Annotated in this window: 15 protein-coding genes; 14 read left to right on the top strand and 1 reads right to left on the bottom strand. The window is 35.9% G+C overall.

Annotated elements, in window-relative coordinates; all coding sequences use genetic code 11:
• Positions 1-8 precede the first annotated feature (8 nt).
• From ASE40_RS02750 to ASE40_RS02705, 10 genes are all read left to right on the top strand, one after another.
• Positions 9-1,589: a RagB/SusD family nutrient uptake outer membrane protein gene (locus ASE40_RS02750; RefSeq protein ID WP_057115268.1), complete on the top strand. Its 1,581-nt coding sequence runs from the start codon at positions 9-11 to the stop codon at positions 1,587-1,589.
• Positions 1,590-1,606: 17 nt separating this feature from the next.
• The gene (locus tag ASE40_RS02745; RefSeq protein ID WP_057115971.1) at positions 1,607-2,461 is read left to right on the top strand and encodes a hypothetical protein; all 855 of its coding nucleotides are present in this window, start codon (positions 1,607-1,609) and stop codon (positions 2,459-2,461) included.
• Between the two features lie 137 nt (positions 2,462-2,598).
• Entirely contained in the window at positions 2,599-5,097 is a 2,499-nt protein-coding gene (locus ASE40_RS02740; RefSeq protein WP_057115267.1) for a glycoside hydrolase family 2 TIM barrel-domain containing protein, read from the top strand.
• A gap of 130 nt (positions 5,098-5,227) precedes the next feature.
• Positions 5,228-7,627, top strand: a complete 2,400-nt coding sequence (locus ASE40_RS02735) for an alpha-xylosidase (protein ID WP_057115266.1) — start codon at positions 5,228-5,230, stop codon at positions 7,625-7,627.
• Between the two features lie 201 nt (positions 7,628-7,828).
• Entirely contained in the window at positions 7,829-9,835 is a 2,007-nt protein-coding gene (locus ASE40_RS02730) for a glycoside hydrolase family 97 protein (RefSeq protein ID WP_057115265.1), read from the top strand.
• Between the two features lie 141 nt (positions 9,836-9,976).
• Positions 9,977-11,533 carry a GH39 family glycosyl hydrolase gene (locus tag ASE40_RS02725; RefSeq protein ID WP_057115264.1) on the top strand — a complete coding sequence of 519 codons (1,557 nt, stop codon included), beginning with the start codon at positions 9,977-9,979 and terminating at the stop codon, positions 11,531-11,533.
• Between the two features lie 91 nt (positions 11,534-11,624).
• Complete coding sequence (locus tag ASE40_RS02720; RefSeq protein WP_057115263.1) at positions 11,625-13,862, top strand: glycoside hydrolase family 3 C-terminal domain-containing protein; 2,238 nt, start codon at positions 11,625-11,627, stop codon at positions 13,860-13,862.
• An 87-nt stretch (positions 13,863-13,949) separates the two neighbouring features.
• Positions 13,950-15,443, top strand: a complete 1,494-nt coding sequence (locus ASE40_RS02715; RefSeq protein WP_198530099.1) for a cellulase family glycosylhydrolase — start codon at positions 13,950-13,952, stop codon at positions 15,441-15,443.
• A gap of 111 nt (positions 15,444-15,554) precedes the next feature.
• Positions 15,555-17,501 carry a sialate O-acetylesterase gene (locus ASE40_RS02710; RefSeq protein ID WP_057115262.1) on the top strand — a complete coding sequence of 649 codons (1,947 nt, stop codon included), beginning with the start codon at positions 15,555-15,557 and terminating at the stop codon, positions 17,499-17,501.
• Positions 17,502-17,833: 332 nt separating this feature from the next.
• Positions 17,834-20,230 carry a glycosyl hydrolase family 95 catalytic domain-containing protein gene (locus ASE40_RS02705; protein WP_057115261.1) on the top strand — a complete coding sequence of 799 codons (2,397 nt, stop codon included), beginning with the start codon at positions 17,834-17,836 and terminating at the stop codon, positions 20,228-20,230.
• Between the two features lie 379 nt (positions 20,231-20,609).
• Here the strand turns inward: ASE40_RS02705 and ASE40_RS02700 are convergent, their stop codons facing one another.
• A complete protein-coding gene (locus tag ASE40_RS02700; RefSeq protein ID WP_057115260.1) occupies positions 20,610-21,161 on the bottom strand; it encodes a CvpA family protein in 552 nt (183 codons plus the stop codon).
• A 243-nt stretch (positions 21,162-21,404) separates the two neighbouring features.
• On the opposite strand from ASE40_RS02700, the gene ASE40_RS02695 reads away from it, so the two are divergent.
• The 4 genes from ASE40_RS02695 (at position 21,405) to ASE40_RS02680 (ending at position 24,018) form a co-directional block, all read left to right on the top strand.
• The gene (locus ASE40_RS02695; protein WP_057115259.1) at positions 21,405-21,761 is read left to right on the top strand and encodes a hypothetical protein; all 357 of its coding nucleotides are present in this window, start codon (positions 21,405-21,407) and stop codon (positions 21,759-21,761) included.
• Positions 21,762-21,934: 173 nt separating this feature from the next.
• Positions 21,935-22,384, top strand: a complete 450-nt coding sequence (locus ASE40_RS02690; RefSeq protein WP_241774311.1) for a hypothetical protein — start codon at positions 21,935-21,937, stop codon at positions 22,382-22,384.
• An 83-nt stretch (positions 22,385-22,467) separates the two neighbouring features.
• The gene (locus tag ASE40_RS02685; RefSeq protein ID WP_057115257.1) at positions 22,468-23,487 is read left to right on the top strand and encodes a phenylalanine--tRNA ligase subunit alpha; all 1,020 of its coding nucleotides are present in this window, start codon (positions 22,468-22,470) and stop codon (positions 23,485-23,487) included.
• Between the two features lie 123 nt (positions 23,488-23,610).
• A complete protein-coding gene (locus tag ASE40_RS02680; RefSeq protein WP_057115256.1) occupies positions 23,611-24,018 on the top strand; it encodes a hypothetical protein in 408 nt (135 codons plus the stop codon).
• Positions 24,019-24,127 lie beyond the last annotated feature (109 nt).

Below are 24,127 nucleotides of genomic sequence, written 5' to 3'. Positions count from 1 at the left end.
TGAACACGATGAAAACATATATAAAATTATTTGCACTTTCAAGCTTACTAACCTTAGGCGCTTGTTCGGAAGATTTTTTGGAGAACGAACCATATACAGATAAAGTAACAGAGAATTTTTATAAAACTCCTTCTGATGCTTTTGAAGGTTTGGTAGCCGTTTATGATGTATTGCAAAGAGAAGCTTACGGTACTCAATTGATCGTAAGTGAGCAGGCATCTGACAACTGTTTTGGAGGATTTGGTATTGCAGATCCAACAGTAGATTTGCAGTGGGACCGCTTTCAATATACTACAGATAAAGATATGAATGCCCTGACTTGGACAAACTCTTATCTTGGAATTTACAGAGCAAACATTTTGTTAGAAAACCTAGACAAAGTAAACTGGGGATCTGATACAGCTTTGAAAACGCGTTACGAAGCTGAAGCACGTTTCTTAAGAGCACATTTTCATTTCCAAGCGGCAAAAATGTTTGGAGATATTATTCCGTTAGATCATACGGTAACGACAAGTGAATTTGAATTACCAAGACAAGCACCAGAAGTTACTTATGCTTTAATTGCAAACGATTTAAAATTTGCCGCAGATAACTTAGGACCAGAAAATTACTCTCAAGCAGGAAATGCAAATTACGGACGTATTACAAAATGGGCTGCAGAAGCTTATTTAGCTAGAACATTCTTGTTTTACACAGGAGCTTACAACAAAACAGATTTAGCAGGTGTAGTTACAAAAGCGCAGGCTGTAAATTACATTAACGATGCTGTAAATAATAGCGGACACGGTTTAGTAGCAGATTTTGCGAATCTTTGGTTAGCAGCTTCTTTTGAAAATTTTGCTGGAGAAGATAATACAGAAATGGTTTGGGCTGTTCGTTTCAATGGTTCAGGGAAAGGAAACTGGGATCTTCACGAAGGAAACCGTTTTCAGGTAAACATTGCACCGCGTGGAGGTTCAATAGGAAAATATGCAACAGGATGGGGAGGAGCAACAGTAAACCCAAAATTGGTTGAAGCTTATGAAGCAACAGATACTAGAAAAGCAGCTTCATTTATTGATTATGCAGGTGAGAATTTAAATTTTGATGCTCAAGCTAGAGAACAGCGTCAATACACTGGATATTCTTGGAAAAAATATTGTCCAATTACGAATGCAGCAGGAACAGCAGTTGTAGAAGCAAATGGAGGAAATTTCCAAATTGATAACTATCAGGATTATGCAATTATTCGTTTTGCAGATGTTTTACTAATGGCTGCCGAATTGAATTTAGGAACAAATACAGCATTGGCACAAGCAGATCTAGACAGAGTTCGTGATCGTGCTTTTAAAAGTACAACACATAGAATTCCTGCAACTCAAGCCAATATTATGCAAGAGCGCCGTTTAGAATTGGCATTGGAAGGTTTACGTTATTTTGATTTAATCAGACAAGGAATGCCTGCAATGAAAGCAGCTATTGACAACAATACTGGAGATTCTCAGTTTGCCGTAACATTTAGACCAGAAACGCTCGGATGGTTTCCTTTACCACAATCACAGATAGTACTTTCAAATGGTACTATTCAACAAAATCCAGGTTGGAATTAACTTTAAACAAATTGATTATGAAACGTATATTATATATAGTATTAACGGCTGTAACAATCAGTTCGTTTTTATTCTCTTGTGAGCCTGTTGAAGATCGCGAAAGTTTACCAGCAATCACAGTAACACCAGAAACACTTAAATATTCTATCACTCAGGATGCAGTAAACAAAAATGTTTTAATCCTTAAAAGTGAAGATCCAACTGTAATTCCATATTGGAAATTTGTAGATGCATCAGGAAATGAATTAGGGCATTCAAACAAAAGCGATGATCGTGTAACATTACCTTTCGCAGGAAAATACAATGTTTATTTTACAGCCTATACAAGAGGAGGTTCAGTAGACGCGCTTCCAACAGTAGTTGATGTTCCTGAAAACGATGATACTTATTTCAGCGATCCAAGATGGGAGATGCTGACCAATGGTGTTGCAGGAAAAACATGGGTATTAGATTTTGTTGATCCTGTTGGATGGGCTGGTTTAGATTATCCTTCAACATCTGGAGATAACTGGAGCTGGCTTCCAGATTATGCAAGCAATTCATGGGTTATGCCAAATAAAAATTGGGGTGAAATGTATTTTGATTTAAATGGAAATTACAATACAACTGTTACTCAAACCGCTATTGCAAATAACAATCAGACTACTAAGAAAAACACATACAAATTTGATATTGCAAACAATAGAATAATTTTTAATGGAGGAGTAGAAATGCTTTACGGTGGTGATTACTATCTAGATTGCAGCAATTGGTACAATGTAAAAGTGGTTGAGCTTACTGCAACCTCTTTACGACTTGCTGTTATAAGAGATAAAAGTAGAACCGGCGAAGGTGTTTGTTTAATTGTTTTCCATTACAAACCAAAATCATAAGTTAGTTAGTTTTGAAGTCTCAGTTTTAAACATGTTTCTAACGTGCTTTAAGACTGAGACTTAAATTATTTAAAGAAGAAATATTCGAAATCGATTTTTATTTCTATCTTCCAATTCCAAAAACACAAAAAGTAGCTATGCATATTAGAAAAAACATAAAAAGCATATGTTTGTTGGCAGTAGCAGCAGGAGTAATTTTACTCAATTCCTGCGCTAAAAAAGAGGATGTATTTATAAATAGAAAAGTTTCTTTTAATACAGATTGGAGTTTCCATCTAAACGATAGTATTATTGATAAAGATACCATTGGAAGTACCACTAAATGGAGAAAACTAGACCTTCCTCACGATTGGAGCATCGAAGGAAATTTTGATGAAAAAAGTCCGGCTGGTTATGGCGGAGGAGCATTAAACGGAGGTTTAGGCTGGTACAAAAAAACATTCAAAGTCGCTGCAGAAGACAGTACAAAAGTAACTTCTATCACTTTTGACGGCGTTTACAAAAACAGCGAAGTCTGGGTAAACGGCCATTATTTAGGAAAACGTCCAAACGGATATATTGGTTTTCAATATGAAATCTCCAAATATTTAAATTACGGAGATAAAAACAACGAAATTATTGTTAAGGTTGACAATTCAAAACAACCCAATTCAAGATGGTATTCAGGTTCTGGAATTTTTAGAAATGTCTGGATTGAAACCACAGATAAATTGCATGTTGCACAGTGGGGAACTTACGTGACAACGCCAAAAGTTACTGCTGACACAGCTTCGGTAAATATTGAAGCTACAATTCAGAATCAATATTCGACTTCAAAGAAAGCAACAGTAACAACAACTATTTTTTATGGTATCGGAAATGATCTTAGAAGAATAAAATCGACTAGTCAAAATATAACAATTGGTGCAAATACCAATCAAACAAGTAAACAACAAATACAAGTGCCCAATCCTGTTTTATGGTCTGTTGAAAAACCAGAATTGTATACAGCTGTTACGGAAATTTCGCTTGACGATAAAATCATTGATCAATACAAAACCAATTTCGGAATCAGGGATTTTAAATTCGATTTGAACAAAGGTTTTATTTTGAATGGAAAACAGGTTAAAATAAAAGGAGTTTGTTTACATCACGATTTAGGCCCGTTGGGATCTGCAATTAATACTCGCGCCATTGCACGTCAATTGGAAATCATGAAAGAAATGGGTGTAAACGGAATCAGAACTTCTCATAATCCACCCGCTCCGGAACTTTTAGACCTTTGCGACAAAATGGGTTTCATTGTCATGGATGAAGCTTTCGATATATGGAAACAAACTAAAACCAAATACGATTACGGAAATGATTGGGACAAATGGCACAAAAAAGATCTAATCGATCAATTACTGCGCGACCGAAATCATCCAAGTATTTTTGTTTGGAGTATCGGAAATGAAATCCCGGAACAATGGAACGAAAAAGGTGTGGAAATTGCCAAAGAATTAGCAGCAATCACACGTCAATACGATAAAACACGTCCGTTGACCGCTGCGATGAATCCGCCGGTAAACATGAATATTGATGCCGTGACTTTACAATTTGAGAAAAAAGATGTTTCGATTAATCCGCTTGCTGGATCAGGTGTTTTAGATTTAATTGGATACAATTATGCGCATCAAACGTACGAACATCACCAGAAAAACTTTCCAAATACACCTTTCATCGCAACCGAAACGACTTCAGGTTTGCAGACAAGAGGATATTACGATGCCGTTTCAGACACTATCAAAAAATGGCCGGTAAGATGGGATCTTAAATTTACAGAAGGAAATCCTGGAAATACCGTTTCGGCTTACGATCAGGTGCAGACGCCTTGGGGTTCAACGCACGAAGCAACTTGGAAAGTCATTAAAAAACACGATTTCCTTTCTGGAATGTACATTTGGACAGGTTTCGATTATATCGGAGAACCAACGCCGTACGAATGGCCGTCTATCAGTTCGTATTTCGGAATTGTAGATTTGGCTGGTTTCCCGAAAGATGTGTATTACATGTATCAAAGCGAATGGACAGACAAAACGGTTCTTCATATTTTTCCGCATTGGAACTGGAAAGCCGGACAGACCGTTGACGTTTGGGCATATTACAATAAAGCCGATGAAGTGGAACTTTTTGTAAACGGAAAATCGGTTGGAAAAAGAAGCAAAAAAGGAGACGATCTTCATGTAATGTGGAGAATTCCTTTTGAAGCAGGAACCTTAAAAGCAGTTTCTCGAAAAGACGGAAAAGTAGTTTTAGAAAAAGAAATTAAAACTGCTGGAAATCCATCTCAATTAAAATTGACTGCGGACAGAAGCACGATAAAAGCAGACAAAAATGATTTGTCGTTTATTACAGTTGATATTTTAGACAATAAAGGGACTTTAGCTCCAAATGCCAATAACGAAATCAATTTCTCTTTAAAAGGAAACGGAAAAATTGTTGGAGTTTGTAGCGGAGATCCAGTAAGCCACGAACCGTACAAAGGAACTAAACATACAGCTTTGGCTGGAAAATGTTTGGTAATTGTACAATCAGGAAATACATCTGGAAGATTGGAATTAACCGCAAAAGCAAACGGATTAAAGCAATCGACAATTGTAATTACAGCAGAATAATAAGTTACGTTCCTAACAGGTTTCTAAAACCTGTTAGGTATCAATAGATTTTTATCAAGATATAAAATAAAATACCTAACAGGTTTTAAAAAACCTGTTAGGATAAACTAACATCTAGAATTATTAACCAATGAAAAACTCAAAACTAACCGCATTATTTTCTGCCTTAATGTTTGGATTTATTGCGGTGCCGAAAGCATCAGCACAAATTCAAAATGCAGAAGTATTAAATGCACCAATTGATATCAGTAAAGATTTTCAGAATTATCTGAACACCTTTTATTTCGCAGATGAATTGGCATCTTTTGATCCTGCAACAGGAAAAGGAACTATAAAATATTTGAGATACAATTACAAAACGCGTCAGGCTTTCAACAACATGATGATGAAACCTGATGTAGAAAAAGCAAACGAATTCCCAACAACAGAATACGCAGAATCTCCAGTTTTGCCGTTTGAAATTCAGTTTGTTTCCGATAGAACAGTTAGAATCAAAACGACTTCTGGACCGCAGTTTCATCCGCAAAAAGAATCTTTAATGCTGGTTGACGGCGTTGCGCCAAATCACCCGGAATTATGGAAATATTCTAAAATTGAAGGCGGTCACAGTTATACAAGCAAACACGGAAGAGTTGAAATTTTGACCAAACCTTGGCACGTAAAAATCTACGATGAAAAAGGAAAAATGCTGACAAGCACGCTTCACGATACCGATTTTAAAAATACGTATACACCAACACTTCCGTTTTCTTATGTTCGTAGAAACAGCGATTACTCTAGAAGTATGGGCGCGGCGTTCAGTTTAGAACCAGACGAGAAAATATTTGGCTGTGGAGAATCTTTCACACAATTCAACAAACGCGGACAAAAAGTAGTTTTATGGACAGATGACGCCAACGGAATCCAAAATGAAACGATGTACAAACCGATTCCGTTTTACATGAGCAGCCGCGGTTACGGAGTTTTCATGCACCATTCTACACCAATTACAGTTGACTTTGGGAAATATTTTTCAAGTGCCAACGAAATGTACATTGGCGATGATGAAGCCGATTTATTTTTCTTCATCGGAGAACCAAAAGACGTTTTAGATCAATACACTAATTTGACTGGAAAAGCTGCCATGCCGCCACTTTGGTCTTTCGGTTTCTGGATGAGCCGTATCACGTATTTCTCAGAAAAAGAAGGACGCGAAGTTGCAAGAGATTTGCGTAAATACAAAATCCCAACCGATGTTATTCATTTCGATACAGGATGGTTTGATGTAGATTGGAGAAACAACTACGAGTTTGCAAAATCTCGTTTCCCAGATGCAACCAAAATGATGTCGGATTTAAAGAAAGACGGTTTCCAAGTTTGTTTATGGCAATTGCCGTATTTCACGCCAAAGAATACTTTGTTTCCAGAAATCATGGAGAAAAACTTAGCCGTAAGAGACAGAAAAGGAAATCTTCCTTATGAAGATGCTGTTTTAGATTTCTCAAATCCAGAAACGATTTCTTGGTATCAAGGCAAATTGAAAAAATTATTTGATGAAGGTGTTGCGGTTTTCAAAGTTGATTTTGGAGAAGCTGCGCCGCCAGACGGAATTTACCATTCTGGAAGAACTGGTTTTTACGAGCACAATTTATATCCGTTACGTTACAACAAAGCTGTTGCCGAAATTACTCAGAAAGAAAAAGGATATACTTTAATCTGGGCAAGAAGTACTTGGGCAGGATCGCAGCGTTATCCTTTGCATTGGGGAGGAGATTCTGAAACTTCAAACGGAGCCATGTCGGCAGAATTACGCGGCGGACTTTCATTAGGTCTTTCTGGTTTCAGTTTCTGGAGTCATGATGTTGGAGGATTTGCAACTAAATCTCCTGAGAATATTTACAGAAGATGGACACCATTCGGAATGTTTACGTCACACGTAAGAAGCCACGGAGAGCCTCCTCGCGAACCTTGGCTGTACAGCAAAGAATTCTTAGAAGGATTTAGAAAAGCAGATAATATGCGTTACGAATTAATGCCCTATATCTATGCTCAGGCTAAAGAAAGTTCTCAAAAAGGATTACCAATGATGCGTGCTTTATTTGTGGAATATCCAAACGATCCAGGAGCTTGGTTAGTTGACAATCAATATTTATTTGGTTCAAGTATTTTAGTTGCGCCGCTTTTTGAAGAGGTAGAAGAAAGAGACGTTTACCTTCCGGAAGGAACTTGGATCGATTATCAAACTAAAAAAGTATACCAATCGGGATGGCATAAAATTAAAGCTGGCGAAGTGCCAATTGTAGTTTTAATTAAAGACGGAACTGCGATTCCACACATCGGTTTAGCGCAGTCTACAAAAGATATGGATTGGAGCAAACTGACATTGAAAGTTTACGCAAGCGACAAAACAACTTCGGCAACAGCTAAAGTATTTTTACCAGAAGGCGATGCAGTACAAGAAATAAAAGTGACCAAAAACGGAAACAATTTTGAAGTAACTGGAAATCCATTAAACGGAAAAACCACTTTTAAAACCGAGTGGGCAAAATAAAAAAGTTAGCCACAAATTACACGAATTTCCACGAATTGTATTTGTGATAATTGGTGTAATTCGTGGCAAAAAAATAGCCACAGATTAAAGGATTAAAATAAAATCTGCAAAAATCTGCAGAATCTGCGTGAAAAAATCATAAAGAAAAATCCTTTTTAATCCTTTAAATCAGTGGCAAAAAAAATATAATACCAAAAAACAATGAAAAACTATCTAATTCTCCCAGCCGTGTTGTTTTCAGCAGTAATTGGCTACAGTCAGAAAAACAAAAACGCTTACGAACTGGCATCGCCAAACGGACAAAATAAAATCAAATTTGAGTTAGTAAAAAACGCTCCAAAATATGCCGTTTCACACGGAAAAACCGAAGTAATAACACCTTCTGATTTAGGGTTTTTACTAAAAGGAAATGAAGATTTAAGTTCAAATTTTGAAATTAAGGGAGTAAAAACTTCTTCGTTTGATGAAACTTGGGAACAAGTTTGGGGAGAAAAGAAAAACATCAGAAACAATTACAATCAGCTTGTAGTTGATTTACAGCAAAAAACTGGAAACAAGAGAAAATTGCAAATCCAGTTCCGTGCTTTCGACGATGGAGTGGCGTTTCGATATGTCTATCCAAAACAAAACGTAAAAGACAGTATTTTCATCATGGATGAAAAAACGACTTTTAACTTAAAAGAAGATGGAAAAGCATGGTGGATTCCGGCAAATAGAGAAAACCGCGACGAATATCTTTTCAAAGATGCGCCGGTAAGCACACTAGACACCGTTTTAACTCCATTAACAATAGAAAGTAAAAGCGGATTGGCTCTAAGTTTTCACGAAGCAAACTTGATAGATTTTGCAAGTATGACTTTGGTAAACAATAAAGGAACAGAATTAAAATCGGATTTGGTGCCATGGCCAGATGGTGTAAAAGTTCGTGTAAAAGATACTTTCACCTCTTCTTGGAGAACCATTCAAATTGGAGAAAATCCAGGTGAACTGATCACATCATATTTGGTTTTAAATTTGAATGAACCAAACAAATTAAAAAACACAAACAGTTATTTCAAACCTTATAAATATTTAGGAATCTGGTGGGGAATGCACATCGGAAAATACACGTTCTGGGAAAGCGATAAACAAGGTGCAACAACTAAAAACGCCGAAGCGTATATCGACTTTACAGCAAAAGAAGGTTTCCATCATTTATTGATCGAAGGATGGAATAAAGGATGGACACCAGGATGGTACGAAAACCGTATGCACATGTTCAGCTTTACAAAAAGTGCAGACAATTTTGATTTAGAAAAAGTAGTCGCTTACGGAAAAAGCAAAAACGTCGAATTAATCGGTTATCACGAAACAGGTTCAAACCTGATTAATTACTTGCAACAAGTAGATGAAGGTTTTGCCTTATACAAAAAACTAGGAATTCACACAGTAAAAATTGGTCACGTTGGTTCTAAATTGAACATGAAACAAATGCACTTCGGACAGTTTGGAGTGAATTATTTCAGATACATTTTAGAAAAAGCAGCACAGTACGATTTAGCAGTTTTATACCACGAATCAATTAAAGATACTGGAGAAAGAAGAACTTTCCCAAACATGGTTTCGCGAGAAGCAGCACGCGGACAAGAATATAACGCGTGGAGCGAAGGAAATCCGCCAAACCACTTAAGTATCATTCCATTTACAAGATTACTTTCTGGCCCAATGGATTTTACGCCTGGAATTTTCGATGTTGAGGTAAAACAAGGTTACCCAGGAAAAAGAATCCAAGGAACAGTGGGACAGCAGTTGGCATTGTATGTAGTGCTTTATTCTCCAATTCAAATGCTGGCAGATCTTCCAGAAAATTACGAAGGAAAACCAGCTTTACAATTCTTAAAAGATGTTCCAACAGATTGGGAAGACACTAAGATTGTAGAAGGAAAAATTGGTGAATACATTACAACAGCTAGAAAAGACAGAAACAGTGCCGACTGGTATTTAGGAACTTTGACAAATGAAAAACCAAGAAATGTAGAAGTTTCATTATCATTCTTAGATCCAAATGCAACTTACGAAGCACAGATTTATGTAGATGCTGAAGGAACAGATCAAACACACAATCCAGAAGCAGTGGCAATTTCGAAGAAAACAGTAAAAGCTTCAGATAAATTACAATTGAAATTAGGCGGTGCCGGAGGTGGTGCAGTAAGATTCAAAAAATTATAATCATTATGCTATCCTAACAGGTTTTCAAAACCTGTTAGGTATCAATGTCACATCACATAACTAAAAAGCTTTTTAGATTGGTTGAAATATACCTAACAGGTTTTAAAAACCTGTTAGGATAATAACAAAAACAGTTTCCAAATGAAAAAACTTTTAATAGCAGCAGTTTTAATTACTTCAGTCCATTTGATGGCACAAAACCGAACGATAAAAGTAGATTACAACAAATCGGCTGGAAAATTAAACACCATGTTTAAAGAATGCATTGGTGCCGGAAGAGCAAACGAAGGTTTGAGAGCCGACTGGCAGCAGCAATTGGCTTTGGTAAAAAAAGAATGCGATTTTAAATACATTCGTTTTCATGGTTTATTGTCTGATGATATGGCAGTTTACCGTGAAGATTCAAAAGGAAATCCAGAATACAATTACCAATACGTAGACGTTTTGTTCGATTATATTGTGAGTCTGAAAATGAAACCTTTTGTTGAATTAGGCTTTATGCCGAATGCATTGGCAAGCGGAAAAGAAACTATTTTTTGGTGGAAAGGAAATGTGACGCCTCCAAAAGATTATAAAAAATGGGAAGATTTAATCAAAAATTTAACTGCGCATTTTACAGAACGTTACGGAGTTGAAGAAGTAAAGACATGGTATTTTGAAGTTTGGAACGAACCAAATTTAACACCAGGTTTCTGGACAGGAACTCAGGCAGAATATTTTAAATTGTATGATTATGCTGCCCGCGGTGTAAAAGCAGTAAACAAAGATTACAAAGTGGGCGGACCAGCAACAGCAGGAGCAGGATGGGTTCCCGAAACAATCGATTTTTGTGCTAAAAACAATGTGCCTTTAGATTTTATCTCGACGCATACTTATGGTGTAAACCAAGGATATTTGGATGAATTCGGGACTTCTGGAACCGTTTTAAGTCCAGATGAAAACAGTATTAGCGGAGACGTTATTAATTCGCGTAAGCAGATTACGAATTCGGCGAAACCCAATTTAGAACTGCATTACACAGAGTGGAGTTCGTCTTATACGCCTGCAGATCCAATTCACGACAGTTATCATTCGGCAGCTTATATTCTGCAGAAATTAAAACAAGTCGGCAATGCTGCAAACTCCATGTCGTATTGGGTTTTTACAGATATTTTTGAAGAACCAGGGCCAAGATTTACGCCTTTTCATGGCGGCTTCGGATTGTTGAATACGCAGGGAATTAAAAAGCCAGCTTATTTTTCGTATCAGTTTTTGAACAAATTGGGAGAAACAGAACTTCAAAATTCGGATAAAGCTTCGTGGACTTCTAAAAATACAAAAGGCGATGTACAAATTTTACTTTGGGATTTTACCAATACACATCCGGGCGAGAAAGTTTGGAATCAAACCTATTACGTTCAGGATCTTCCATCAAAAGAAAAAGGAAAAGTAAAGGTAGAAATTGACGGAATGCAGAAAGGAAAATATACTTTAGAAATCTATAAAGTAGGTTACAAAGTAAATGACGTTTATGCCGATTATCTGGCTTTAAACAAACCAAGTCAGTTGACGCGTGAGCAGGTAAATAATATGAAAAAGAAAAATAACGGCGATCCAATTGCAACAGAAAAAATAACAATTGATGCAAAAGGAACGTTCAGCAGAGAATTCAAAATCAATGAAAACGACGTTGTTTTTCTAAATTTGATAAAACAATAGACAAAAAACCACAAACATATAATATTAACGGTATTTAAAGATCATGTGTGAGGTATCAGAAATCTTTAAATCTAAAAACATCTAACTATCTATGAAAAACAAAATGATATTCCTTTCGGCAGCTCTTGTTTTTGCATTGTTTACTTCATGTAAAAATGATGCACAAACGTTAGCTTCAAATACAGCAGAGACAGAAGAATACGTAGGAAAAGAAATAAGCACAGATCATGATGCGGAAATCGACAAACTGATTTCGCAGATGACATTAGAAGAAAAAATAGGAATGCTTCACGGGAACAGCATGTTTGCCAATGCAGGCGTAAAACGTTTAGGAATTCCAGAATTAAAAATGGCCGATGGTCCTCTAGGAGTTCGTGAAGAAATCTCACGCGACAATTGGGCTCCAGCGGGATGGACAAACGACTTTGCAACTTATTATCCTGCAGGAGGCGCTTTGGCAGCAACTTGGAACGCAGAAATGGCGCATACTTTTGGAACCAGTTTAGGAGAAGAATTACGTGCCAGAGACAAAGATATGTTACTTTCGCCAGCCATCAATATGGTGAGAACACCGCTTGGAGGAAGAACATACGAATACATGTCTGAAGATCCGTTTTTGAATAAAAAAATCGCCGTGCCTTTGATCGTTGGTTTACAAGAAAAAGACGTAATGGCTTGCGTAAAACATTATGCAGCAAACAATCAGGAAACGAATCGTGATTTTGTCGATGTACAAATTGACGAGCGTACACTTCGTGAAATTTACCTTCCAGCTTTTGAAGCTTCAGTAAAAGAAGCAAAAGCATACAGTATAATGGGCGCTTACAATAAATTTAGAGGCGAATATTTATGTGAAAATGATTATATGCTGAATAAAATCCTTCGTGATGAATGGGGATTTAAAGGAATCGTAGTTTCTGACTGGGCTGCGGTGCATTCGACAGCAAAAGCCTTAAAAAATGGTTTAGATATTGAAATGGGAACACCAAAACCATTCAACGAATTTTTCTTAGCCGATAAATTAATTGCAGCCGTTAAATCGGGAGAAGTTTCTGAAAAAGAAATTGATCTTCACGTAAAACGTATCTTAAGAACACTGTTTCAAGTAAAAGCAATGGGTGGCGGAACTCGTGCCAAAGGAAGCATTGCAACCGAAGCGCATTACCAAGATGCTTACAAAATTGCTGCAGAAGCAATCGTGTTGTTGAAAAACGATAATAATGCATTACCATTAAAACTAGACGGAGTGAAATCTATTGCCGTTATTGGAAACAATGCAACAAAGAAAAATGCTCTAGGCGGATTTGGTGCCGGAGTTAAAACAAAAAGAGAAGTTACGCCTTTAGAAGGTCTTAAAAACAGACTTCCTTCATCAGTTAAAATCAATTACGCAGAAGGATATTTAGAGCGTTATGATGAAAGAAACAAAGGCAATTTAGGAAATATTACAGCTAACGGTCCAGTAACCATCGATAAATTAGACGATGCAAAAGTACAAGAAGCAGTAGAAGCAGCTAAAAATTCTGATGTTGCGATCATTTTTGCGGGTTCAAACCGTGATTATGAGACAGAAGCATCAGATAGAAGAGATTTGCATTTGCCTTTCGGACAAGAAGAATTGATTAGAAAAGTAACTGCTGCTAATCCTAAAACTATTGTAGTGATGATTGCCGGAGCTCCTTTTGATATTAATGAAGTAAGCCAGAAATCTTCTGCTTTAGTTTGGAGCTGGTTCAATGGTTCTGAAGGCGGAAATGCTTTAGCAGATGTAATTTTAGGAAAAGTAAATCCGTCAGGAAAATTGCCTTGGACAATGCCTAAACAATTAAAAGATTCTCCTGCACATGCAACAAACAGTTTCCCTGGAGATAAGACTGTAAATTATGCTGAAGGAATCTTAATCGGATACCGTTGGTTTGATACTAAAAATGTGGCTCCTTTATATCCTTTTGGTTACGGATTATCATACACAACTTTTGCGCTTGATAATGCAAAAGCAAATAAAGAATCTTACGCTCAAAATGAGGTAATTGAAGTTACAGTTGAGGTTAAAAACACTGGAAAAGTAGACGGAAAAGAAGTAGTGCAACTATACACTTCAAAATCTGATTCTAAAATTACCCGTGCAGCACAAGAACTAAAAGGTTTCAAAAAAGCTTCTGTGAAAGCAGGAGGCTCTGAAAAAGTAACTATTAAAGTTCCAGTAAAAGAATTGGCTTATTACGATGTTGCCTCTAAAAAATGGACAGTTGAGCCAGGAAAATACACTATCAAAATTGGAACTTCTTCTAGAGATATTAAAAAAGAAATTCAAGTAACAGTAAAATAACCGCTGTTCTTTTTTGATAAAATCTAACTATAATTAACGCCAGCCCTTTTAAAGCTGGCGTTGATGTTAACCACCAAACCAAATAACATGAAAAATACAATTAAAGATTATCTGTTAAGCTTTGCCATGTGTTTTGCTTTTTTAGGAGTTTTAGCCTGTAGTTCTGAGAAAGAAGATACAAATCCTGTATCCATAAAGACAGTTGTTTCGAGCATTAATAAAATTGATTTTGAAAGTAAAGAAACTACAGTTGAGATTACTATTAATTCTAATGCAACAAATTGGACTTTAAGTAATCCCGCAAGTTGGATAAAATTAAGTCAAGCAGTTGGGACTTCAGGAAGCACGATTGTAAAAATTACGGCTTCAGAAAATGTAGATACAGCAGTACGAAAGACAGTATTGAAATTAACTTCTACAGAAGGGAATGCTTCAGAAATTTTGATTTCTCAGGCAGCAGGAAGTTTGTACCCAAGTTATAATACGAATCCAATTGCGGCAGATGCCTCTGGAATGGGAAGTTCAGCAGTTGAATTGGCAGCTAAGATTAAACTCGGATGGAATATCGGAAATACTTTGGAAGCAACTGGAGGTGAAACCGCTTGGGGAAATCCAAAAGTTACCAAAGAGCTGATTGATGCTGTAAAAGCAAAAGGTTTCAATGCCATCAGAATTCCGTGTTCTTGGAATCAGAATTTAGAAAATGCTTCAACAGCAAAAATTAAAACCGAATGGCTGAACAGAGTGAAAGAAGTAGTGCAATACTGCGTGGATAATGATATGTATGTTTTGGTTAATATTCACTGGGACGGCGGATGGCTGGAAAACAATATTACCGAAGCTAAAAAAGTAGAAAACAACGCCAAACAAAAAGCTTTTTGGGAACAAATTGCAACACATTTAAGAGGTTTCGATGAGCATTTGCTTTTTGCAAGCGCCAACGAACCATCGGTTGAAGATGCTGCTCAAATGGCAGTTTTAACTTCTTACCACCAAACTTTTATTGATGCAGTTCGTTCAACTGGAGGAAAAAATGCTTCTCGTGTTTTAGTCGTTCAAGGGCCGACAACAGATATCGAAAAAACAAACAAATTAATGACTACATTGCCAGTAGATAAAGTAACTGGCAGAATGATGGTCGAAGTGCATTATTATTCACCTTGGAACTTTGCTGGTTTAACCAAAGACGAAACTTGGGGTAAAATGTTTTATTATTGGGGAACTGGTTTTCACTCTACAACCGATACAGAACGAAATGCCACTTGGGGTGAGGAAGCAGATTTGGAGAAAAACTTCAAATTAATGAAAACGCAGTTTGTAGATAAAGGAATTCCAGTTTTATTAGGAGAATTTGGAGCAATCCGAAGAACAACTTTAACTGGAGACGCTCTGACTTTACATTTAAATTCAAGAGCTTATTATTTAAAAACAGTTGTAAAAACAGCAAAAGCAAACGGATTATTACCATTTTATTGGGATGAAGGAAGCATAGGAAACAACGGTTTCGGAATCTTCAATAGAAGCAATAATACTGTTTTTGATACCCAGGCTTTAAACGCCTTAATAGAAGGATTACAATAATAAATGTAGTTAACCACATAAGTGATATAAGTAAATTTAAACACAATATTAAATTAGAACTTAAAATAACTTATATCATTTATAGGGTTAAAAATATTCAAAATAGAAAAAATGAAAAAAAAATTAGTTTTTATTTTTCTGATATTTAGTGTTTTATCAAATGCTAATGTGAGAATGCCTTTAATATTCTCTGACGGAATGGTGCTTCAAAGAGATAAGCAAATCCCGATTTGGGGTTTTGCAGATCCAAATGAAAGTGTAGAAATTCACTTCAACAAACAAATTAAGAAAACACAAGCCGATAAAAACGGAAAATGGACAGTAAATTTAAGTCCAGAAAAAGCTGGTGGACCATTCGAATTGATTATCATCGGAAAAAATAAAATCACCATCAAAAATGTTTTGGTCGGCGAAGTTTGGATTTGCAGTGGTCAGTCGAATATGGAATTTCAGGTTTATAAAACCATGAATGCCGAAAAAGAAATTGCAGATTCTAATTATCCAATGATTCGTCATTTTGGTGTCGCCCAAGATTTAAGTGGTACTCCAAAAGACGATTTGAAACAAGGAAAATGGGAAGCAGCCAACAAAGAAACCGTTGGTAATTTTACAGCAGTGGGTTATTATTTCGCTAGAAAATTGTATGCAGAATTAAAAATCCCAATCGGAATCATCAATACTTCTTGGGGCGGAACAAACGTAGAAACTTGGACAAGCCGTGAAGCTTTTCAAAACAGCCCGGAATTTAAAGCGATGATTGCAGATGTTCCAGTAGTAGATATTGATTCGGTTTTTGAAATTTATAAGAAATCAGTTTTAGATAATCTCAAAAAGGTACAAGGTTTTGATGTTTCTATGGAAAATGAAAACCAATTCAAAGATCTAAATTTTCAGGATAAAAACTGGCCGGAAATAAAAGTGCCCTCACTTTGGGAAAATCAGAAGATTGGCAATATCGATGGAATCGTCTGGATGCGAAAAACAATTGTTTTAACAGCAGAACAAGCCAAAAAAGAAGCTGTTTTGCATTTAGCAAAAGTTGACGATGAAGACAAAACTTATGTAAACGGAGTTGAAGTTGGCACGAATAATCTTTGGGACAAACTACGAGTTTATAAAATTCCTGCAAATGTCTTGAAAGAAGGTACCAACGTAATAGCAGTTAGAATTACAGATTACAGCGGAGGTGGCGGCATCTACGGCGATCCAGCTGATTTAAAAATCGATTTTAAAGACACAAACCTTCCACTTGACGGGCTTTGGAAGTTTAATGTTGTGCAGGTAAAAATTGCAATTTCGCCAAACAGTTATCCTTCATTATTGTACAATGCAATGGTAAATCCGTTGGTTCCTTATGCGATGCAGGGCGTTTTGTGGTATCAGGGTGAAGCCAATGTTTGGAGAGCAGCAGAATACAAAAAGTCATTTCCGTTAATGATCAAAGATTGGAGAACGAAATTCAAACAAGGAGATTTTCCTTTTTACTTTGTTCAATTGTCAACTTTCGACGAATTTGGCGGCAACAGTCAAAAAGGAAGCCGCTGGGCAGAACTTCGCGAAGCACAATCTGAAACTTTAAAATTGAAAAATACCGGAATGGTGGTTACAACCGATATTGGTAACGCAAAAGACATTCACCCAACAAACAAACAAGATATCGGTTTGCGTTTGGCGGCAGTTGCGATGAACAATATTTACGGTAAAAAACAAGTTCACAGCGGACCAACTTATAAGTCTCAAGAAATAAAAGGAAATCAGATCATTTTGACTTTTGATAACATTGGCAGTGGGCTATCAACGCCAAATAACGATGAATTAAAAGGCTTTGAAATAGCGGGTGCAGACAAAGTTTTTCATTCCGCGAAAGCGATAATTAAAGACAACAAAATCATTGTTTCAAGCGATAAAGTTCAAAATCCTGTAGCAGTTCATTACGGCTGGGCAGATGATGATACGGCAATCAATCTTTTCAATAAAGAAAAATTCCCTGCATCACCTTTCCGAACCGATAATTGGGAAATGATTACGGCGAATGAAAAGTATTCGGTTAGTAAGTAGTTCTTAGTTCTTAGTTCTTAGTCCTTAGTGATTAGTTCTTGGTGATTAGTCCTTAGTAATTAGTCAGAAGTAAAGGTAATTTGGACGGTTTTCGAAACTTGTTTGAATGAAAAATAAATTAAAAATGTTCCGTTAGGAACAATTCATCGGTTGCAACGGATGAAATCCGTTGTAAAAAATTAACAATGCAATATTGTTCCGTAGGAACATCTGATTTCTATCCTAACAGGTTTCCAAAACCTGTTAGGTATGACATAGATTTTTATTAGTTTTAGATATTCAATAAATACCTAACAGGTTTTAAAAACCTGTTAGGATAAGATAATACAGATATGATAAAAAAAACATTTCTCATCTTACTTCTCACATCTTACTTTACAAACGTTTCTGCCCAATCTAAAAATGTTTTATGGTACAATCAGCCTGCAGAATTCTTTGAGGAAAGCTTAGTTTTAGGAAATGGAAAAATGGGAGCAACCGTTTTTGGAGGCGCCAATTCGGATAAAATTTATTTGAATGATATTACGCTTTGGTCAGGCGAGCCTGTAAATGCCAATATGAGTCCAGATGCGTATAAAAACATTCCAGCCATTCGTGAGGCTTTAAAAAACGAGAACTATAAACTGGCTGAAGAATTAAATAAAAAAGTTCAGGGAAAAAACTCCGAATCGTATGCGCCTTTAGGAACATTAGAAATCAATAATTCCGAAAAAGGCAAAGCAGTAAATTATCATCGGGAACTGGATCTTTCGAACGCGATTTCCAAAGTAAGTTACGAAATGGCCGGCATAAAATATACGCGTGAATATTTTGTTTCGGCTCCAGATCAAATTATGATCATCAAATTGACAGCCGACCAAAAAGGCGCTTTAAATTTTGATGTCAATTTAAAAAGTCTTTTAAAATCAAATGTTGAAGTGCGAAACAATATTTTGGTTTTAACAGGTTCTGCACCAATTCATGAAAATGCTGGATATACCGTTTTACCCAAATATTTAGACATAAAAGAAAGAGGAACAAGATTTACGACTTTAATCCAAATCAAAAAAACTGATGGAAAAGTTACAAGTTCGAGAGAATCTTTAAGTTTAAAAGATGCAACAGAAGCTACTATTTATGTCTCTGTTGCCACAAGTTTTAATGGTTTTGATAAAAATCCCGCAACAGAAGGTTTAGATGAGGTGTCAATTGCATTGCAAAATTTAAACAAAGCTTATGCAAAACCATTCGATAAAGTAAAAGAATCCCATATTGCCGATTATCAAAAATTCTTTAATCGTGTAAATTTAGATTTAGGAAAAACAACCGCTCCAGATTTACCAACAGACGAACGTTTATTGCGCTACGCTGACGGAAAAGAAGATAAAAATCTAGAAATTTTGTATTTCAATTTTGGACGTTATCTGCTAATTAGTTCATCAAGAACTTTGGGCGTTCCGGCCAATTTGCAAGGACTTTGGAATCCGCATTTAAGTCCGCCGTGGAGTAGTAATTATACCATGAATATCAATCTGGAAGAAAATTACTGGCTGGCAGAAAACACTAATCTCTCCGAAATGCATTCGTCACTTTTGAGTTTTATTAAAAATCTTTCGGTAACAGGAAAAGTTACGGCTAAGACTTTTTACGGAGTAAATAAAGGCTGGGCAGCGGCACATAATTCGGATATTTGGGCAATGACCAATCCAGTTGGGCAATTTGGAAAAGAAGATCCAATGTGGGCTTGCTGGCCAATTGCGGGCGCTTGGTTGAGCACACACATTTGGGAACATTACACTTTTACGCAAGATTTAGCCTATTTGAAAAAAGAAGGATATCCGTTAATGATAGGCGCAGCCGAATTTTGTTTGGGCTGGCTTGTAACAGATAAAAACGGAAATCTCATTACGTCGCCATCAACTTCACCAGAAAATCAATATAAACTGGCAGATGGTTTTGTTGGAGCTACTTTATACGGTGGAACAGCCGATTTGGCTATGATTCGTGAATGTTTTGATAAAACAATAAAAGCTTCAAAAGTACTGAATACAGATGCTGATTTTAGAGCAAAGTTAGAAACAGCGCTTTCAAAGCTTTATCCGTATCAAATTGGTAAAAAAGGAAATCTTCAAGAGTGGTATTTTGATTGGGATGATAATGATCCAAAACACCGCCATCAATCACAGCTATTCGGACTTTTCCCTGGTGATCATATCACGCCTTTAAAAACACCTGATTTGGCTGAAGCTTCAAGAAAGACTTTAGAAATAAAAGGCGATGAAACTACAGGCTGGTCAAAAGGCTGGAGAATTAATCTTTGGGCGAGGCTTTGGGACGGAAATCGTGCTTATAAAATGTATCGTGAATTACTTCGCTATGTAGATCCCGACGGAAAGAAAACAGAAAAACCAAGAAGAGGAGGAGGAACATACCCGAATTTATTCGACGCACATCCGCCATTTCAAATTGATGGTAATTTTGGAGGTGCAGCAGCGGTGGCAGAAATGTTAGTTCAGTCAGATGAAAACGAAATCCGATTGCTTCCTGCGTTACCAGATGCTTGGGACGAAGGTTCTGTAAGTGGTATCTGCGCAAGAGGAGGATTCGAAATTGAAATGACTTGGAATAATAAAAAACCGCAAAAAGTAATTATTTCTTCTAAAAATGGAGGAAAAACAACTGTGATTTTCGGTGATAAAAAACAAGAGATTGTTTTGAAAAAAGGAGAAAGCCTAGAAATCAAATTCTAAATAGTATTTTTAGAAAAGTTTCGGAGAAGCGAAATATTTATAGAAAAAATATTATCTAGATTGTAAAAAAGCTCCAGAGCACCGAAATATATGTCGCTCCGCTGGAGCTTTTTTACATTCACACGATTTAAATTTCTATAAATATTTTGCCTCTCTGAGGCTTTATAAAATAAAAGATATGTATAAAAACAAACTCGATAGGTTTGTAAACCTTTTAGGGTTATTTAAAAAAAGCTTCGGAGAAGCGAAATATTTGTAGCAAAATAAATAAGCGTAAATACTAAAGCTCCAGCGGAGCGATATATAATTTTGTTGTCGTTAATAAGAAACCCGACTGTCCCGAAGCCTCGGGATAAAACCTGTCGGGTTGATATACGAATTATTCTTTTTCAGATTCAGAAGTTTCTTTTTCTTCTGGTTTTTCAGAATGTTCCTTTTTAAAAGTCTCGTACCATTTTTCGATTGATGGATACACAAAAGCGGCAACTTTCTTTACTGGATTATAAAAAATGTAATTGTCTAAAGTTTCTTTTTTAGCGAAAGTATTATTGAAATTGATTTTTTCGAACAAAGCGATAAAAACACTTAAAATAAGAATGGTTTTTAAAATCCTGAAAAGACCTCCTCCTAATTTGTTCATCCATCCCAGCATGGCAAAATCGGCAATTCCGGTTAATATTTTAGCTAGAAAATAAACGCCAATTACAACCAGAATAAACGTTAAGATAAAAGCCGTAAGCTGAATATTTGTTGGATTCCAAGAAACATGTTTTGAAATCATTCCAGTCATTAAAGAAGAAAATTTAATGGCAAGATAAATTCCTAATAACAGCGAAATAAAAGAAGCAACTTCTACAAAAAGTCCATTTTTAATTCCTTTGTATAAACTAAAAGCCAGAAGTGCGGCAACAATAATATCAAAAAAACTCATGTTTTCTGTGTGTTTAATAAAGCCGCAAATATATGTTTTTTTAAGGTTCACAGGTGCAGAGAGACAAAGGTTCATGACTTTGATGGCAAATGTAATTTTATGTGTTTAATTTTTTTTAGGCACATTGAATTTGAACTATGTATCTTTGCAAATCAAATTTAGAATACAGATTGTAATTCTGCCCCTCTTCAGAATTGAATTTTTGAGCAATCTTATCTAAAATCAACAATCTAAAATCATACAATGTCTAGAGATACACAATTAAAAGAGCGATGGGAAAAGCTCGTTGAAATACTATCTAATCAGTTTTCGCAAGGCGAAGATTTAGATTTAGATGCCATTATTTACCTAATAGGAGTTCAGGAGCTCGGAAAATTGCACCGCGAATTCAAAAAAGATGAAAAACTCAACCTAATGCACATCGCCATCTGCAGATTGCTTGAGCCTTACGGATTTTATGAATTCGATTTTTTTGACGCTGAAGGCTGGCCGCATTACAAAGTAAAAGAAGAATTGCCGCCATTAAAAGCAGGAGAACAATCGGTTTTAATGAAAGAAGCAATTGTAAATTATTTTTTAGAAAGAAAACTTATTGAGTAGTCCCGACACTTCGGGATTAGTTTACAGTTGCAGTCTCAGTCTTCAGTGCTTGAGACTGTAAACTGTTACTGAAAACTAAGAATAAAATTAAAAAAATGTGCAGATACGCTATGACATCTTATAAACCTCATTATGCTTGTTTTAATTGTCGAAAAACATTTAAAAGAAGATTGATGAGTGATATTAAAAAAGGAGAAAAATCCGTTTTTGAAGCCAAATGTCCAGAGTGTGCAGAATTAATGGCGAGTATGGGACTAGATTTTGAATCGCCTAAAAAAGACGATGTCAAAAAATGGGAACATCTTAAAAGCTTATATTCAGTTGGAATTACATTTCATTCCTGTGGCTGCAGCGGCCCAGGTTATATTCCGAATTCAAAAGAAAAAATAATTGAATATTTTGAAGAGATTAAAAAAAGATATCTTGAAAATATGGATTTTTGGCGCACTAGAATCGAACCCACAACAAAACAAGAAAAAGAACGGGATTTAAATAAAAACGGGCATAAATTAAGCAGTATCTCTCCTAATTACAAAAAGGAAATAGTAACCAATCAAGAAGGTTTAGATTATTGGCATGTAAAGATTAAACAAGTTGAAGAAAAGTTAAATCTCATAAAATAATTTACGGAAAACCTAAAACTGCGACTGTGACTGCACACTTTAAACTAAAAACACTAAATTTGTATCTCAATTATTGAAGGAAAATGATAGATAAGATAAAACAACATATAGAGGAAGCCAAAGCCTTTAATGATAAAAATAAAGAATCTTTAGAACAATTCCGTATTAAATATTTAGGCAGTAAAGGTTTATTGAAAGAACTTTTTACTGAATTTAAAAATATTCCAAACGATCAGAAAAAGGATTTTGGACAGGTTATAAATACTTTAAAAGCGGTTGCCGAAGAAAAAGTAAGAGTTATTCAGGAAGAACTTGAAAGCAAAGAGGAATCAAAAGGTATTTTTGGTGATTTGACTCGTGCTGCAGAACCAGTAATTATTGGTTCACGCCACCCGATTTCTATCGTTAAAAATCAGATTATAGATATTTTTGCTAATATCGGATTCAATGTTTCTGAAGGACCAGAAATTGAAGACGACTGGCATAACTTTACGGCATTAAATTTACCAGAATACCATCCGGCGCGTGATATGCAGGATACATTTTTCATTCAGACTAATCCTGATGTGTTATTGCGTACGCATACATCATCTGTTCAGGTGCGTTATATGGAAAATCATAAACCGCCAATTCGTACGATTTCTCCAGGACGTGTTTTCCGTAACGAAGCAATTTCATCTCGTTCTCATTGTATTTTCCATCAAGTGGAAGGATTGTACATTGATAAAGATGTATCTTTTGCCGACTTGAAACAGACATTACTTTATTTCACAAAAGAAATGTTCGGAAAATCTAAGATTCGTCTTCGTCCGTCTTATTTCCCATTTACAGAACCTAGTGCTGAAATTGATATCTATTGGGGTTTAAAAACCGAAACCGATTACAGAATCACAAAAGGAACTGGATGGCTTGAAATTGGAGGCTGCGGAATGGTAGATCCAAACGTTTTGAAAAATTGTGATATCAATCCAGATGAATTCAACGGTTTTGCTTTTGGAATGGGAGTAGAGCGTATTGCAATGCTTTTATACCAAATTGGCGATATCCGTATGTTTTATGAAAACGATGTTCGTTTCTTAGAGCAGTTTAAATCAAATATATAATTTGCAATTTTAGATTTTAGAATGTAGATTTTAGATTATTCTGTTGTCTAATGTAGTGTCATAATATAATAAACCTTTGTTGAAGTTTAGGCTTTGACAAAGGTTTTAAAGCTTTTAATAAAAATGAAAAAAGATATAATAATTCCAGAAGTTGAAAACGTATTTCTTGCCGCAGTGCAGGAATGGAGCGACGATTTTATGGAAAAAGTATGGTACGCTTATTTAGTTAATGATAGTGACTTTAACTTAGACAGCGTTATGGTGGTTTCAAAAGCATTTGGAACTATCGATGGCGAAATGAAAAAAACTTCAATTCTGCGTCATGCTTTTGTTGAAGTTCCCGCTGTTTCTGTGGTGAAAATCGAAATGATAGAAAAAAGTCTTTTGGTTTTGAACAACGAATTTATGGTGACATTCTTCATTGGAAACACTTTATACGATAAGAAATTCATTTTCAAATCGAACTTAATCAACGAAAACAATACGGAAGAAGTGCCGATTCTTTTTGTTGAAGGTGTGATGGTGAAGTAGAGTGCTAAAGAAGCAAGAAGCAAGAGATAAGAGGATAGAATTTAAGAGAATAGAATAAAGAAGAAAGAGCCAAGACTGAAATTCAGTTTGGCTCTTTTTTATTTCAGTG

Origin of the sequence: Flavobacterium sp. Root935 (genome assembly GCF_001429295.1) — a bacterium.
Lineage (GTDB): Bacteria > Bacteroidota > Bacteroidia > Flavobacteriales > Flavobacteriaceae > Flavobacterium.
Note: the sequence above shows the minus strand (reverse complement) of the source record. Positions and strands in the feature narration are given on the sequence as shown.